The 15,663-nt window shown below is 46.6% G+C and carries 18 protein-coding genes; 8 read left to right on the top strand and 10 right to left on the bottom strand.

From position 1 onward, the window contains the following. Positions 1-59 precede the first annotated feature (59 nt). Both T3H97_RS24090 and T3H97_RS24085 read right to left on the bottom strand, forming a co-directional pair. Entirely contained in the window at positions 60-608 is a 549-nt protein-coding gene (locus T3H97_RS24090) for a GNAT family N-acetyltransferase (RefSeq protein ID WP_328801090.1), read from the bottom strand. Between the two features lie 84 nt (positions 609-692). Then, entirely contained in the window at positions 693-1,418 is a 726-nt protein-coding gene (locus tag T3H97_RS24085) for a copper amine oxidase (protein WP_328801089.1), read from the bottom strand. Between the two features lie 207 nt (positions 1,419-1,625). Here T3H97_RS24085 and T3H97_RS24080 point away from each other — a divergent pair, with 207 nt between their 5' ends. Continuing rightward, entirely contained in the window at positions 1,626-3,305 is a 1,680-nt protein-coding gene (locus T3H97_RS24080) for a glutamine--tRNA ligase/YqeY domain fusion protein (RefSeq protein ID WP_328801088.1), read from the top strand. Positions 3,306-3,454: 149 nt separating this feature from the next. Here T3H97_RS24080 and T3H97_RS24075 read toward each other — a convergent pair whose 3' ends face one another. Next, the gene (locus T3H97_RS24075) at positions 3,455-4,663 is read right to left on the bottom strand and encodes an MFS transporter (RefSeq protein WP_328801087.1); all 1,209 of its coding nucleotides are present in this window, start codon (positions 4,661-4,663) and stop codon (positions 3,455-3,457) included. 195 nt (positions 4,664-4,858) lie between these two features. On the opposite strand from T3H97_RS24075, the gene mobA reads away from it, so the two are divergent. Further along, positions 4,859-5,539 (top strand): molybdenum cofactor guanylyltransferase, encoded by a 681-nt coding sequence (gene mobA, locus T3H97_RS24070; protein WP_103047382.1) that lies wholly within the window; start codon positions 4,859-4,861, stop codon positions 5,537-5,539. An 85-nt stretch (positions 5,540-5,624) separates the two neighbouring features. Beyond that, on the top strand, positions 5,625-6,239 hold the full coding sequence (locus tag T3H97_RS24065; protein WP_328801086.1) for a LysE/ArgO family amino acid transporter: 615 nt from the start codon (positions 5,625-5,627) through the stop codon (positions 6,237-6,239). 11 nt (positions 6,240-6,250) lie between these two features. On the opposite strand, the gene T3H97_RS24060 is transcribed toward T3H97_RS24065, so the two are convergent. Both T3H97_RS24060 and T3H97_RS24055 read right to left on the bottom strand, forming a co-directional pair. Then, positions 6,251-6,715 (bottom strand): DUF3592 domain-containing protein, encoded by a 465-nt coding sequence (locus T3H97_RS24060; protein WP_025722847.1) that lies wholly within the window; start codon positions 6,713-6,715, stop codon positions 6,251-6,253. A gap of 169 nt (positions 6,716-6,884) precedes the next feature. After that, the gene (locus tag T3H97_RS24055; protein ID WP_328801085.1) at positions 6,885-7,346 is read right to left on the bottom strand and encodes a VOC family protein; all 462 of its coding nucleotides are present in this window, start codon (positions 7,344-7,346) and stop codon (positions 6,885-6,887) included. 280 nt (positions 7,347-7,626) lie between these two features. Between T3H97_RS24055 and T3H97_RS24050 the strand changes: the two genes are divergently transcribed. Next, positions 7,627-8,061: an Lrp/AsnC family transcriptional regulator gene (locus T3H97_RS24050; RefSeq protein WP_328801084.1), complete on the top strand. Its 435-nt coding sequence runs from the start codon at positions 7,627-7,629 to the stop codon at positions 8,059-8,061. Positions 8,062-8,167: 106 nt separating this feature from the next. Here the strand turns inward: T3H97_RS24050 and T3H97_RS24045 are convergent, their stop codons facing one another. Genes T3H97_RS24045 through T3H97_RS24030 form a run of 4 tightly spaced genes read right to left on the bottom strand, consistent with a single transcriptional unit; the run spans position 8,168 to position 10,450 of the window. Beyond that, positions 8,168-9,100, bottom strand: a complete 933-nt coding sequence (locus T3H97_RS24045) for a 1-phosphofructokinase family hexose kinase (RefSeq protein WP_328801083.1) — start codon at positions 9,098-9,100, stop codon at positions 8,168-8,170. 56 nt (positions 9,101-9,156) lie between these two features. Then, a complete protein-coding gene (locus T3H97_RS24040; protein ID WP_013312355.1) occupies positions 9,157-9,471 on the bottom strand; it encodes a DMT family transporter in 315 nt (104 codons plus the stop codon). After that, a complete protein-coding gene (locus T3H97_RS24035) occupies positions 9,471-9,812 on the bottom strand; it encodes a DMT family transporter (protein WP_023990733.1) in 342 nt (113 codons plus the stop codon). The genes T3H97_RS24040 and T3H97_RS24035 overlap by 1 nt, the downstream gene beginning before the upstream one ends. 44 nt (positions 9,813-9,856) lie before the next feature. After that, positions 9,857-10,450, bottom strand: coding sequence for a TetR/AcrR family transcriptional regulator (locus tag T3H97_RS24030; RefSeq protein WP_328801082.1), 594 nt, complete (start codon positions 10,448-10,450; stop codon positions 9,857-9,859). 205 nt (positions 10,451-10,655) lie between these two features. Between T3H97_RS24030 and cls the strand changes: the two genes are divergently transcribed. Continuing rightward, entirely contained in the window at positions 10,656-12,167 is a 1,512-nt protein-coding gene (cls, locus tag T3H97_RS24025; RefSeq protein ID WP_328801081.1) for a cardiolipin synthase, read from the top strand. A gap of 34 nt (positions 12,168-12,201) precedes the next feature. On the opposite strand, the gene T3H97_RS24020 is transcribed toward cls, so the two are convergent. Then, positions 12,202-13,698 (bottom strand): phospholipase D family protein, encoded by a 1,497-nt coding sequence (locus T3H97_RS24020; protein WP_328801080.1) that lies wholly within the window; start codon positions 13,696-13,698, stop codon positions 12,202-12,204. Positions 13,699-13,933: 235 nt separating this feature from the next. Between T3H97_RS24020 and T3H97_RS24015 the strand changes: the two genes are divergently transcribed. The 3 genes from T3H97_RS24015 to T3H97_RS24005 are packed head-to-tail and all read left to right on the top strand — an operon-like array spanning position 13,934 to position 15,638. Continuing rightward, complete coding sequence (locus tag T3H97_RS24015; RefSeq protein ID WP_328801079.1) at positions 13,934-14,359, top strand: DMT family transporter; 426 nt, start codon at positions 13,934-13,936, stop codon at positions 14,357-14,359. A gap of 59 nt (positions 14,360-14,418) precedes the next feature. Next, positions 14,419-15,123, top strand: a complete 705-nt coding sequence (locus T3H97_RS24010; protein WP_025721846.1) for a Crp/Fnr family transcriptional regulator — start codon at positions 14,419-14,421, stop codon at positions 15,121-15,123. Positions 15,124-15,179: 56 nt separating this feature from the next. Further along, positions 15,180-15,638: a DMT family transporter gene (locus tag T3H97_RS24005; RefSeq protein ID WP_134902584.1), complete on the top strand. Its 459-nt coding sequence runs from the start codon at positions 15,180-15,182 to the stop codon at positions 15,636-15,638. The last annotated feature ends 25 nt before the right edge of the window (positions 15,639-15,663 follow it).

The following is a 15,663-nucleotide window of genomic DNA, read 5'->3' as shown; positions in this document are numbered from 1 at the left end:
CCTAAACCAACAACGCCGCAGACCTGATCAGGTCTGCGGCGTTGTTGTACAATACAATATTACCGAAGTTGCTTCCATTCATTTTGGAGCATACCATACACTGCGTGGTTCATGTAGCCGTCGGGCAGCAATTCCGCTTCGCGTACAATGCCTTCGAGCACAAAGCCCAAACGTTCCGGAATACCGCGGCTGCGGCGGTTCGTCGTTGCGCAACGGATTTCGACCCGATGCAAGTCCAGCTCCATCAAAGCATATTCAACGAATACGCGGCAGGCGCTGGTCATAAGACCTTGTCCTTCGTACCCGTGTCCAAGCCAGTATCCGATGCTAACGGAGCGGTGACTCCAATTGATCTCATGGTAGCTGATGATGCCAGCAAGCTCGTTGTCTATCCAAATTCCGGCGGTCAGACTACCGTTCTCTGCGGCTTGTTTCAAGGCGCTCTGCACGAACTGCTCTGTGTGGCTGATTTCCGTGGTGGAGTCTACCCATGGAAGCCATTGACGCAGGCGGTCACGGGACATTTCGATCAGCTCAAACAGAGGCTGCACATGCTCCTTGGTGAGCGGCCGAAGGACTGTGCGTTCGTCCAACGCATATGTAAACATGATTGATCCCCTCTTTCACTCGGAAAATCGCTAAACCAGCCAGTCTAGCATTTAATCCCATGCTACCTTATTCTGCGAGAGTCGTCAAAAGGGAGAGGAAGCTTCAAATTCAATAGGTCCCACCCGGAACCGTGCATGCTCATATACATATTTCAGATCCAAATCCCCTACAAATTCGGTTGGGGATACACTGCCGGATACAGTGGCTTGCAGAGGGGACTGTTCGGCATCATACATTACGACAGAGCTAAAATCGAGATACTTTGTAAATTGGGCTGGATCATCGTAAAATACTGATGCTTTAGGGTTTATCGTGTGTGTAACACCGTCAATCGTGACAGTAATATGGACCTGACGGTTGTGGTCACGTAGCTCCACTGAGCTATGAACGCGCTGGGACACAGCATCTACTGCCGATTCGACCGCATATTCTTCCATCGTGCGTGCGTTAACGATATGCAATTCCTGCAATTCGACACCCGTTCCCGAGGCACGCGTGAGGATCACGACAGCTTCACGGACACCATCCCCGTTTACATCCCTGTAATATAACTGTGGTGCGGTGGAGATATCTGCCGAGCCCGACCATCGGAATGTGCGGCGCTGCTGGCCGATTTCCAGCACGGCTGAGTGGAATAATCCCTGGGACGGATTCACGGCATATAAATGGACGGATGAGTCTTCTGGGGCGCTCGCTAGCGGATGAGATAGTACGGGTTCGGTCACCGGGCTTGGTGAAGGATGACCGGAAGTCATGACGGAAGAGGACAAAAGCATAGACAGCAGGATCACAATGAGCAGCTTAAACACGGGTGGGTCTCCTTTTCCGGGCAAAATAAAAGATATATACACTATAACGAATTTATTTGCCGAAAATGTTAACTCTTTTTCATAACTTGTTACTTTTTTTGCTGAAGAGAGCATAAGGATTTTCATTTTATTGAGTTATGCGGTGTGAAAGGGTATATTTAAGGGAACAGGTTTTACACAGATTATACGGAAGAAAGGTTGATTAGCGTGGAGAAGCCGATCACTCCCCCCAATTTTATTAAAAATGTTATTGAAGAGGATTTACGTACGGGTAAGGTCAAGGAGGTTGTTACACGTTTTCCGCCTGAACCAAACGGATATTTGCATATTGGACATGCCAAAGCTATCTGGATCAATTTCTCGTTGGGAGATGAATTCGGAGGACGCACCAATCTGCGTTTTGACGACACCAATCCGGCGAAGGAAGACACGGAATACGTGAACTCCATTCAGGAGGACGTGAAGTGGCTCGGTTATGAATGGGAGGAAAAACATTTTGCCTCCAATTATTTCGAAGAAATGTACAAGCGTGCCATCCTGCTGATTCAAAAGGGTAAAGCCTACGTGGATGATCAAAGCGCGGACCAAATCCGTGAGACTCGTGGCACACTGACCGAACCGGGGCAAAATAGCCCTTATCGGGATCGCAGTGTGGAAGACAATCTGAAACTGTTTGAAGAGATGCGTGCAGGCAAATACCAAAATGGTGAAAAGGTGCTGCGTGCCAAAATTGATATGGCTTCAGGAAATATTAATTTACGTGATCCGGTTATTTACCGTATTTCACACACAGCACATCATAATACAGGCGACACATGGTGTATCTATCCAATGTACTCCTATGCTCATCCGCTGGAAGATGCGATTGAGGGAGTAACGCACTCACTCTGTTCGCTGGAATTCGAAGATCAGCGCCCGCTGTATGATTGGGTTGTAGCTGAATGTGAGATGGAAAAGGTACCGCACCAATACGAATTTGGACGGCTGAACCTGGCTCAAACCGTAACCAGCAAGCGTAAGCTCAAGCTTCTGGTCGATGAAAAGCACGTAGATGGTTGGGATGATCCGCGTATGCCGACGATTTCCGGGTTGCGTCGTCGCGGCTACACGCCGGAGGCCATCCGCAACTTCGTATATGAGACAGGCATTTCCAAAGCCTACGGAGTCATCGATTTGCAGGTACTGGAGCATTTTGTACGTGAGGATTTGAAACTTAAGGCACCTCGCACCATGGCAGTCATAGATCCGTTGAAGGTGGTTATCACAAACTATCCTGAAGGACAAGTTGAAATGCTGGAGGCGGAAAACAATACTGAAAATCCGGAACTCGGTACACGTCAAATTCCGTTTTCCCGTGAGATTTATATCGAGCGTGAGGACTTCATGGAAAATCCGCCGAGCAAATACTTCCGTTTGTTCCCTGGTAATGAAGTACGTCTCAAACATGCTTACTTCATTAAATGTAACGATGTGATTAAGGACGCAGACGGAAATGTAACGGAAATCCACTGTACCTATGATGTAGAAACTAAGAGCGGATCAGGCTTTACTGGACGTAAAGTGAAAGGCACGATCCACTGGGTAGAGGCTACTCAGGCTGTACCTGCCGAATTCCGTTTGTATGAGCCTTTGATTAACGCAGAGGACACGGAAGAGATTGAAGAGGATGCATCGGAAAAAACATTCCTTGACCAATTGAACCCGAACTCTTTGGAAATTGCTCATGGCTATGTCGAGCCGAACATGAAAGAAGTTCAATCGCAGGACAAGTTCCAATTTTTCCGTCATGGTTATTTCAGTGTCGATCCGAAGCTTTCCAAACCGGGTCAGCCTGTATTTAACCGTGTTGTATCGTTGAAAAGCTCTTTCCAATTGCCTAAGCAATAGGCTGTTGGAAAGTGTGGGAGAGATGGTAGCTTCGTGCGACCAAGTTGAAAAGGAGTCTGCCGTCGGCAGACTCCTTTATTTTACGGATGCACACTCTTTATACATGATCATTGACTTGACGATACTCTAGTGTTGTTAAGGGGCACTTTCTATTCGTTTGTGCCCGCTGGCAGTCCTGGCTGATAACCGTTCTTGTACAGCATGTACCACATAATGGCAAATCCCGCAGAGCCAAGTAGGGCGAAAAAGACCCCTGCATGGTACATCATTTCTCCGCCAAAGTTCTGGAATAGCCAACCTCCCGCAAAACCTGCTACGATACCGGATATACCACTCCAGGTCAAGGTATATACGGCCTGTCCGGATGATCGGTATGCTGCAGGGGTAAATAGGACTGTCAACTGGGTGCCTACATAGAAGTATCCACCGAAGGTGACGCAATGAAGTGCCTGAATGAACACGATCTGAATCGGGTCTGTGGCCAGAGCCATCAGTTCCCACCGTAAGGCAAACAGCAAACTGACGAGTGCCAAACAACCTACCATCACGGTCATCTTTTTCTTCAAGAAGCGATCAAACAGCAAAAAGACAATAATTTCGAATACCGATGACATAAAGACAGCAAAACCAAGCATCTGTTTGGACCCACCCAGCTCGGTGATGTACAGAGACATAAAGGCGCTGTTGATCGAATTCGGGATGGATACAAGGATGCCCAATAAAATAAAGGATATAAAGTATCCGTTCATTAAAACGCTGCCAAAGCCACGCAAATGAATAGTTGCTGTCTCCACAGAGCTTTTTAGTGGTGGGATCGACAAGGTGCAGATCAATGCAGCTAGAAGAAGTACCGTAAAGATGGTGGATATGCTGGATATCCCCGTTTGGTCAATAACTATGCCGGCAACTGCCGCTGTCACAGCCCAGCCGAAGGAGCCCCATATACGGAATGAGCCGAATTTCCGGTCTGTGCCCTCAATATAGCTGAGAATTAGGCTATTGCTTTGGGCAAATAAAGGGCTTTGAAAAAAATAAAAACCAATCATCGACACATAAATCATGATATACGTATGGACATGAAATAAAGCTTGTAGCAATAACAAGGTACCTATAATCATAAATAGCAGAATACGTCGGAGGTTACGGCTCCGGTCGCTTGTATAGCCCCAAAAAGGGTTCGCGAATACGGATACAAAGGGCCCGATGGCCATCAGACTCCCGATCTCCAGTTTGTCCATGCCGATATCTTGCAGATACAACGGGAAGAAGCTGGAGAAAATGACCATAGCTCCATATAGAAAAAAATTATACAGTTTTAAGGAATATAGAGGAGTCTCTTGAATTTCTCTCTTTTGCAAGACAAGCCATTCCTTTCTTAGCCCGATAGAGAATTGCGCATCGATGCCGATCTGTGGGAGGTTCTTTATTCCAATGTATCATGTGTTGAAAGGGTTAACAAACCAATAAATTAACAATTATGTAATAATTAAATTTTGTTCAAGAATTCATATGCATATTTGCAATTGTTTTCAGAAAAAAAGGAGGATTTATTTGTGAAAGTGACTGGTATTATCGTCGCAGGAGGACGTTCCAGCCGAATGGGACAGGATAAGGCTCTGCTTGAGATTGATGGAGCTACTATGCTTGAACGGACGTATACTACATTGCAGCAGGCGGCCCAGCGGGTTGTAGTAGTCACTCGTGACAACCAAGGATATGGTCTGAGTGGTATGGAAACAGTGCCTGATGTTTTTCCGGGTATGGGGCCCTTGAGCGGTATCCATGCAGGATTATCTGCATCTACTACGGAGTGGGGGATGGTTGTCGCTTGTGATATGCCCTTTGTACAGCCAGAGGTGCTGCATGACCTGCTCGCTGTAACTAAGAAATGGACGGAGTTGCAAGGGACGACGGAACCAGCATTGCAAGCAGTGATCTCTTCTATGGATGGACGTATACACCCGTTGCTGGCTGTGTACCATCGGAGCGTGCTGCCGTCTGCCGAGGAATGTTTGCGCAGTAGACGGCTTCGTCTCACCGATTGGTTGGACAAGCTGAACGTTCGTTATGCGACGGTAGAAGATCTGCCGGGAGTGAGTGAAGACATGTGGCATAAGGCCGCGTTTAACATGAACAATCCGCAGGACTACCAGCTTGCTAAAGAGCAGTTGAAGCATAGCGTACAACAGCACACGCAGAACGTGAAGAATTTAAAGGAAATACGAGAGGATTAGAAACGTACAAGCTTCCTGCGCGAGGACTATTTAGGAGAGCAAATACTAGAGAAATATGATGGACTAAATTTGGGGGAATATAATTATGCTGGAAGCTATTATCCATGCTGTTTTATTGGCATTGGGTTTGATTTTGCCTTTGGGGGTACAAAATGTATTTGTGTTTAATCAGGGGGCGTCCCAGTCGCGGTTTCGCAATGCACTGCCTGCTGTCATTACAGCGGGTGTCTGTGATACCATTCTGATCACGCTTGCGGTTGGGGGCGTGTCTCTTATTTTGCAGCAATTTCTATGGCTCACGAACGCACTCTATGCGGCGGGCTGTTTGTTTCTGCTCTATATGGCCTGGACTTTATGGAGATCGAAGGCAGCTTCCTCGGGAGAAAGTCAGGCGATGCGGCCGAAACGCCAGATGATTTTTGCCGCTTCGGTATCGCTATTGAATCCACATGCCATACTCGACACTGTTGGGGTAATGGGAACCAGCTCCCTTCAATATGACGGCGGGGAACGCTGGGCCTTTGGTCTGGCCGCCGTGTCCGTATCTTGGATATGGTTTATCGGTCTGGCAACGGCGGGGCGTCTCGTGGGACGTATGGATTCAGAAGGGAAGTTTGGGACGGTGCTCAACAAAATATCGGCACTGATTATTTTAGGGCTGGCAATGTATATGGCGATAAATTTTATTACCAGTATGTGATCCAAGCCTGGTTAGAGGAAGAACTTCAAAACAGCGAATACCCCGCTCAAAGCAAAGGGAACACCGATCAAAAACAGCATAAAGGCCAGACAGCCAGCACCATTTACACCGCCTGCAATTCGGGCGTCCCGAGGGTTGGATGGATTGTATAATACCTTAATCTTGCTGCCAACCCGGTTGAGGCTTAGGTTGGTGCTATAAGGATTCCAGAATTCTACGGCTTCACCTGAAGCTGTATAGAAGCGCACCTTTAATCGGCGGGTGTAGCTAGTATCTACCGGATCATCTCGGTCAAAGGGAACGACATCAATATCTACTTCGATATGTGCATCAACGATTTGCCCCTTGGTACGGACCCAGTGGCGTTTACGATAACGATGACGACGGATCGTTCTGAATCCAAAATAGATGAGTAGCAGTCCAATCAAGCTGAACAATGGCATCAGCAGATCGGAGCTAAAATGAAACCAATACACATTGAAATCAATTGAGATGATAATCTACTCCTTTAAACAAAGTGATAATCAATATATCGGATGTTTTTAGGAACAGTTTAATTCTTCCATAGAGATAACGGCAGAGCTGTATGGAATATAAAAAAATCCTACTTCACCGGGAAGTGGATCTTTTTAATAGCTATGAGAATTACTTATTGCTAAATAGGGACATATCAAAATCAATATCCTCGATAAATTCGATAACCTCACCATTGGGGCTGTGGACTAATGCATTTGTTACAACTAGAGGAGGTTCGCCAAGGGTAAGCTGATTGGGTTCCACAAAGGTTCTTGCTCCGTGGGCAAGGGCTTTTTGATATATTTCATCCACATTGTCTACGTAAAATGCCAAGTGTAATAAAGCCCCGTGAGCAATCTCTTGCTCGGATGAAGCTTTTTTTCCTTGGGCAGGAATGACAGCATCATTATCAAAAATTTCGAGACAGGTTCTCTGATCGGGTGAGATCAGCATGGAAGCCTCTTGAATTCGAAAAGACGGAAGACTCCAGTGATGTCCTCTTTTAAACCCCAATACCTTGGTATAAAATGCAATGGTTGCTTGATAGTCACGAGCTTGTATGGCAACATGCGCTAGTCCCTTTACGCTCATTTCAGATCCTCCTTTTGATTCAGGATTTTGCAAAATTCGATTCCAGTCGCTCCGAAGTGCAATATATAGACGAACTAAACCATTTCGATCTATATATTGTTCATTGGAAGTCGCTTATGAGATTTTTGCAAAATCCTCATGTAAGTGAACCTTATTATATGAATAATGTTGTGGTGCTTATATATTTAGAGTAAGGTTTTTATACTATATTAATTATTGAAAAAAAGTTAATTTGGGTGAAAAACGTTATTTTTTAAATTCAGGTTAGGAGGGGCTCGATATGCAGCATCACATTGACGATATAGATCACAAAATCATGAAATTGCTACAGCATGAAGCTCGGATAACTATTTCCCAAATCAGTAAAGAAATTTCGATGTCACAGCCGTCTGTTAAAGAAAGGATAATCAAGCTTGAAGAACGAGGGATTATTTCGGGATATAGTACCGTATTTAATTTACGGGAACTGAATCGAGGAACGACTACATTTATTCTAATAAAGACAGAACATTGCCAAGAGTTAGTTGAATTTTGTAGAGAGGCTAAGGAAGTTACCGATTTATTTCGCATCAGTGGGGAATTTAATTATCTCATTAAGGTAAAAACCGCGTCGGTAGAGGAAATTGCAGAGCTTCAGGATTCATTAGTTAAGCTGGGGCCTTCGAAGTCGCATATTTGTATGAAAAATATACTGGAAAACAGGGTTTTGCTGTAAGCCAATCGGAGAACCGAACATTTGGAATATAGAGCATTCGGAATAACTGTATTTGTGAAATAAAGATAAGCGAATGCTTGGATGAAATAAAAAAAGTGACGCTGAATTACAACAGCGTCACCGTAATGCCTTGCTCCAGACGCTTCACGTCCTGGAGCTCGATTTTCCCGGCCATGGCGTGCAGAGCTGCCGCTGTGCCGCAGGCCGCTCCCTGCCGTAGCATGGCAGGGAGATCCAGCCCCGCCGCCGCGCCGGTGACCAGCCCGGCGACCATGGCGTCACCGCTGCCGAGCGCGCTGACAATGTCCGCGTCTGGCAGGCTCACGCGGTAGCGCGCATCGTTCGTTACCGCCAGCGCCCCGTGCGCACCAAGCGAGATGACGGCCAGCTGCGCTCCAGCTTCCAGCAGCTTTGATGCCGCTGCTTCAGCGGCATCCGGGCGCGCGGCGTCAATTCCCGCGAAGCGAGCAGCCTCGTCCTCGTTAGGCTTCACGAGGTCGGGCTTTCCGCGCAGCCCCAAGCGCAGCGCCTCACCGCTCGCGTCCAGCGCTACCCGCGCGCCGCGCGCCTTCGCCAGCGTGCACAGCTCGGCGTACAGATCGGGCGGGCAGCCGGGTGGCAGGCTGCCGGAGAGGACGACCCAAGCCGAATCCTCGGCAAGGGTCTCGATTTTGCGCCGCAGTGCGGCTAATTCAAGCGGCCCAACGGTCGGTCCGCTCTCAATCAGCTCGGTCTGCGTGCGCGCGGACGGGTCGAGCACGGTAATGGCGAGACGGGTCTCCCCATGTGCCGTTTCAATGAAATCGGCGCTTACGCCTTCTGCGCTCAACCCGTCAATGAGCAGCCGTCCCGTGTGTCCAGCAGCAAACCCGGTCGCTCGTACAGGCTCGCCTAGCGTGCGGATGACGCGGGCGGCATTCACGCCCTTGCCGCCCGGCACTGTCAGGCCGCCTTCCATGCGGTGGACGGCATTTAAACCGAAGCCTGCAACCGTGTAGATTTTATCCACAGCCGCGTTAAGCGTTACGGTGGTAATCACAAGGCGTCACTCCTTTAAGATCAGCAATTCGCAATATTTGATGCCATTCGCTCATGCTAAGATATCAGCTTTAATCCCAATGCTGCGGCAAGAATCATGGCGATGAATAAAACACGCAGTACGCTTTTTTGTTCACCGTACAAGAACATGCCTGTAATTGTGCTGCCAACCGTCCCGATGCCTGTCCATACGGCATAGGAGGTGCCCATAGGCAAACTTTTCATGGCATAGCTGAGTAGAGAGAAGCTAAGAACAAAGGATAGGACCATAAGCACTAAGGACTTCCAGCCTTTGCCCACCGTAACTCCCTTCATACCGATGACTCCTAACACTTCCGAGCATCCCGCGATAACCAATGCAATCCAAGCCATTATGCACCACTCCCTTCCTGAACATCACGGTCGGTAACTAACTTCAAGCCGACCACACCTGCCAGCAAAAGGGCAATTAACAGCGTTTTGGACCATTGAAACGGTTCCCCAAATAGCAGCATTTCGCCTACGACTGTTCCCCCTGTCCCCAGTCCGGTAAATACAGCATACACCGTGCCTACAGGCAAACGCTTCGCAGCCTTCATGATTAAATAAAAGCTAGCCACCACAGCCAGCACAGTTACAGCCCAGGCGAGTGCAGAATCCGCATGCTTTAAACCCGATACCCATACGACCTCAATCAGGCCGCCAACAAAAACGTAAATCCAACTGCGATTCATGATGAAAGTTCTCCTCAAAAATAGATTTTATAAGTTCGCCGGCTTCACGCTTCATGAGGTGAGGTTAACGTAATCCCACGCCAAAAAATAGGCCATGCAGCGTTTAGTCTTCGGTGGTAGTTGATGCTTCCACTGTACAGGAGCTCCACCATGATTCCGTCCACCAGTGTCATGAAGGCTAAAGCCACATCCACTGGCTCCATATGCCCAAAGGGTTCCCGATCCCGTGTATTCCGGAGGCGGCGAGTTAATTTTCGCTCCATTTTGTCCAGAAAAGGATTAACAATATCCAGCACTTCGTTGTACAACGATACAGGCGGAAAGAAGGAAAAGCGAAGCATAAACTTGGCTGAGTCGTTGCTCTCATATTCCTGTCCCATCCAAAACAAGAAGTCATGCAGGGTATGCTTAAGCGGCTGATCCTTACGTTCCGTAAAGTATTCGAAAATACGTAAATTCTGCTCTTGAAAAGCATACCTCGCTACCTGTAAAAACAGATCCTCCTTGCCTTGGAAATGTGCGTATATAGACGGTTTTCGGATACCGACCTCAGCGGCAATACTGCTCAAGGAGGCTCCCTCATACCCATTGGTGGCAAATTGAAAAAGAGCGGCCTTTCGAATCTCTTCCATTCCCATTATTGTCACCTACCTAACGTTCGTTAGTTTATTCTTGCACGAAAAAAAGTAAGTGTCAACCCAGCAGCATTGCGTTTTGTATAAAGCTTTTCTTTGGATTTTTTTTATCAACATTTTAATAAAAAAGTGGGAAGAAATAAGGGGCTCATGTACAATATAATGAAGAATACCTGTCAAATGCAGTCCACTGGAAGTGAGGTTAGTTATGAGGCGAAGCTTACTGGCCGTATTGATTGCGGCTATGGTGTTTATTATTTATTATTTTGGCTTGTTTAATTACATCGGCAAAAATGAAGGAACTGTCATCAGTATTTTTTCCACCCTGACAGTGATCTCCATCAGTCTGATTATTTTTACGGAGAATCGTAATCCCTCCACCACGATGTCCTGGATTTTGCTGCTGGCATTGCTGCCAGTCGTTGGACTTCCTCTTTATTTTCTGTTTGGGCAAAATGTATTCAAGCGTCGCAAGTATGATAAAAAGGCATTGCGTGACCAACAGGCTTACGACCGCATAGAAAAGGATGCATTGCAAGTCAAACGAGATCTGACCTGCTTTACAGATGAGCAGCAGCAGCTGATGCGTTTGGCACGCAGACTGGCCCGCTCCCCAATTTATTTTGCGACAGAAACTCAAATTCTGAACAATGGAGATGAAACCTTCTCTACTTTGCTGGAAGAACTGCGCAAGGCGCAGCATCATATCCATATGGAATATTACATTTTCCGGTCGGATGATATTGGTACCAGCATTCAGAAAATTCTGATCGAAAAGGCTAAAGCGGGTGTTAAGATTCGGTTTATGTACGATGCGGTGGGCAGTATTCAGTTGTCGAAGTCATTTTTAAAGGAAATGAGAGATGCAGGAGTAGAGGTCGTTGCATACGGCGGCGCTCGAATCTTGTTTTTCTCCAGCCGGGTAAACTATCGTAATCACCGTAAAATTGTAGTCATCGACGGTAATATCGGATTAATTGGTGGTCTAAATGTGGGAGATGAGTATCTCAGCCGCAACAAAGCCTACGGCTTTTGGCGTGATACGCATATGATTGTGAAGGGCGAAGCTGTGCGGACGTTGCAGCTTATATTTTTACAGGATTGGCTTCACATGACGGGTGAGTCGGTGCTCGATAGCGAATATCTGTCTCCCAATATTGAACCAATTACGGACGGAGGCGTGCAGATTATTGCCAGCGGCCCGGATAATGAGCGGAGAGTGCTTAAAAATCTGTTTTTCTCCATGATCACGTCCGCCCGAAAATCAGTCTGGATTGCCACTCCTTATTTTATCCCGGATGAAGATATCCTGACTGCCTTACGGATGGCTGCCTTGTCCGGGTTGGACGTACGTATTCTGTTTCCCGCAAAACCGGATAAATGGCTACCTTTTCTCGCGTCTCATTCGTACTTCCAGTCGTTACTGGAGGTTGGAGTCAAGGTATATGAATATGAAAAAGGGTTCCTCCACTCCAAACTCCTCATCATTGACGGGGAAGTTGCGACCATCGGGACAGCCAATATGGATATGCGTAGCTTTCATTTGAATTTTGAAGTTAACGCTCTGTTAATTCAAACGCACAGTGTGCAGCAGATGGTAACAGACTACGAACGAGATTTGCACTCTGCCAGTCTGATCGTACGCGAAGAATTCATGAAAAAACGTCTGTTCAAACGTTTGATGGAATCGCTCGCACGGCTGCTTTCACCGCTGCTGTAAGCATAAACGAATTCGCTACAGCAGTATCCCGTAGTTAAAATGTAGTAAAGCCTAAAATATCCTGTAGACGGTATATAATATCTTTCCAAAATGTTGAATGATCCTCGTAAGCTGTTAGATCCAAACTGTATTCAGCCCCCTGATTATTCCATAGCTTATCAAAATAGGCCGCAACCTGTCGGGTCAGCTTGCTGTCCGCCGGAGCGGCCACCCACAATTCATTTTCCAGATTCAAATCATTCAGATTACGGGGGGTCAGATTGGTAGAGCCACCCCAAATGATATGCTCTCCTTGCGCCTTGGCGATATAAATCAGTTTGGTATGGAACTGCTCATGAGTGGTATGATACCAGCGAATTTGAATGTTCCCGCCCGATTTATCGGACAACTCTTGGGCAACCGGACGATTGGGGATGCCGATTTTTTCCTGACCAAACGCATTTTCATTGGGGTCCAGCAGCAATTGGATGTTTACACCACGCGCAGAGGCATCCAGCAGGCTATTCAATACTTTACGGTCAGCCAAATAAAACATGCCCATATGAATGCTGTCACCTTTCTTCGTCTGCGCAATGCCATCCAGAACTGAGGTGTACACTTTGCCCTCAGTTAGATATTTGATCCGATAGCTGTCCTTACTCGATGGAACTTTGGGTTCGGCCTGTGGTGTATAGGCAGGAAGCTGTCCACCGCCCGAAAAGTCCAACACCGCTTGCTCCGTTTGTAAAATGTCTCCGATGATAGGCCCCTTCACCTCCAGCGCTACATTGGAGTGATAGGCGCTCGCGTCGTGCACATTGCCTGTAGAAATGAGCGCTGTCTGTTCGTTGACAACCAATTTTCGATGATTGGCCTTGACGTTTAACAGCTTAAGATAGGAGCGTGCCGTAACGTCAGGTCCGTCACTGGCCATCAGGTTGGGAATCCAGCCTGTGCCCTGCTGCCCAAACCATTGGAAAAAGGTACGCCACACCGCCGAATAGATGGGCGTAGAGTCCCGCAACGGATCTACATCAGTCTGCACGACCTGAATCCCTGCTCGCTTCATATTCTCCAACAAAGGATTGGGAGCAGAATTATAGTTGGTATTGACTTCATCTGTAATGAAAAAGATAGGCATATCCGGATGAGCTTTCTTTTTGGCAATAAGATGATCGGCCATTTGTGCGCTGACTTTGGGGAAGCGCTGGCCTTTATGTTTATAGTCATTAAATAGAAACAGGTCGATGACGATAAATTGCTCAGCTTCATCAATGATCCCGAGCATACGATTCAAAATTTGACCTTCATGCTGTGCAGTGCTTCCATCCCCGGTGGGATAGGTCAAATCTGTCCAGAAGTTTACCTCATGGGTCGAATACTCCTGACTCTCATAAGAGACGAACGGAGGCAAGGGTTTATGGGTCTGATACAGCATGACGGCAATCAACCAGAGGATGAGTACCAGAATGGCGATTTTAAGAGCGCGGCCCTGTTTCTTGGTTCTTCTTTGATATTCCGGCACAGAATGCAGCGGATCACGTGTAGTCATATAACGCTCAACTCCTCAATTGAATGCTGCATTCCATATTATCGTGCCGGAACATGCAGTTTTATGATGGGATACTGTCAAGTTATTAACGCAAGTGTGCAGGATTGACGCGGATACTGAATGGAATGAAATGGAGGATGTTTTACTATTCATTGAGGACATATGTCCTTTATAGAGATTCTGCCCTATACTTTAATATATAGAAAAGTCATTTACATGGGGAGAATAACGATTTATGAGAGGAATCTTGTTTGCTTTTCTGGGAGGAGCTTGTATTACGCTACAGGGGGTAGCGAATACACGGATTAGTCAGGATATCGGTACATGGCAGGCGGCCACTGTTACTCAGCTAATAGGCTTTATTTTGGCAGCATTCGTCTGGATGTTTACAAGGGATGGCAATGTGGCTGAAATGAAACAGGTAAAGCCAATGTATCTTTGGGGCGGTGCCTTTGCGGCTATTATTATATTTAGTGAAGTCACGGCGATCCAACATATTGGGGTTACGTTCACGATCTCGGCGTTGTTGATTGCGCAGTTGTGTTTAACCTTCCTGGTAGATATTAAGGGATGGTTCGGTATAGTGAAGCAAGAGATGAAGCTGCCACAGTTTATAGGTATTGGTATGATGATTGCGGGTGTAATTATTCTGAAGCTTTAAAATAGAACCTTAATTCGTAAAGAAAGCTTAGAACGTAGAAATTGAAGGTGAGCTTAGGAATGAGAGAAATTCAGGATCAAGAGCAGCTAAAATATTTTTTGCAGCTGCATGAGTTGGAATCCATACTCTACGAGCCACTACATCCTTATTTGTCGTTGCATCGTTTGGAGCAAGGGGAAAAGCTCTGTTCACAGGGGGACTCGATTGAGCATCTATATATACTGGTGCAGGGCAAGGTTAAGATTTATACCAGTTCTACAGAAGGGAAGACCCTGATCCTCTGCTTCAAAACACCGATCGAGGTCATAGGAGATGTTGAATATATTCGGAGTAGTCACGTCATCAACACGGTAGAGGCAGTGTCTCCGATCTATGTGATCGGTATTCACCACCAATGGATGAACAAATACGGCAGAGACTATGCTCCTTTGCTGCAATTTCTACTGGATATTGTCACGCGAAAGTTTTGCCTGGACTCCGACTTTTCCAGTTTTAATCTCATGTATCCGGTGGAAGTCAGGCTGGCGAGCTACCTGCTATCGGTTTCTTTTGACGAATCGAATACGGCTTTTCATGAGGAATTACGTGCATCCAGTCTGGTAGATGTGGCGAATTTGATCGGAACCAGCTATAGACATCTCAACCGTGTCATTCGCAAAATGATTGAAGATGGATGGGTTGAACGGACAAAAGGCTACATTGTCATTCGGGACAGAAAAGGTTTGAGTGAACTGGCAGGACATAATATTTATGAATCATTGTAATATGGGCATTTATAAAAGCAGAAGAATATCAAGGATCATCAAGGGAGAGTTAACATATGTTATTAGGAATTGTATTGGCGATTATCGCAGGTGCCTTGGTCAGTCTGCAAACGATATTCAATAATAAGGTGAATGAACGGACAGGATCGTGGGCTACAACAACATTGGTGCTGGGAACAGGGTTCGTGGCTTCCTTACTCGGGAGTCTTATTTTTGAAGGGAAAAATACATTTACTTTACAGCATATGCAGCCGTGGTACTGGTTCAGTGGCATGATTGGTGTCGGTGTTGTGTTCTGTTTGGTGCAAGGAATGAAGCGACTTGGCCCAACCTATGCGATCTCCATTGTATTGACGGCGCAATTAGGTACGGCCCTGTTGTGGGATTCGTTAGGATGGCTGGGATTAGAAAAGATTCCGTTTACCTTTAACAAGTTGATCGGAGTATTGGTCATTATCGGTGGTATTCTGGTATTCAAATTTGGGCATTTTGCAGAAAAGCGGCAGCTCCATTAGGAGCGGCTTTTCTGTAGAGTTTCCG

This window comes from Paenibacillus sp. LX16 (assembly GCF_036252815.1).
In the GTDB taxonomy this organism is placed as follows: domain Bacteria; phylum Bacillota; class Bacilli; order Paenibacillales; family Paenibacillaceae; genus Paenibacillus; species Paenibacillus polymyxa_B.
The sequence above is the reverse complement of the archived record's forward strand: the minus strand, read 5'-3'. Positions and strand labels throughout refer to the sequence as shown.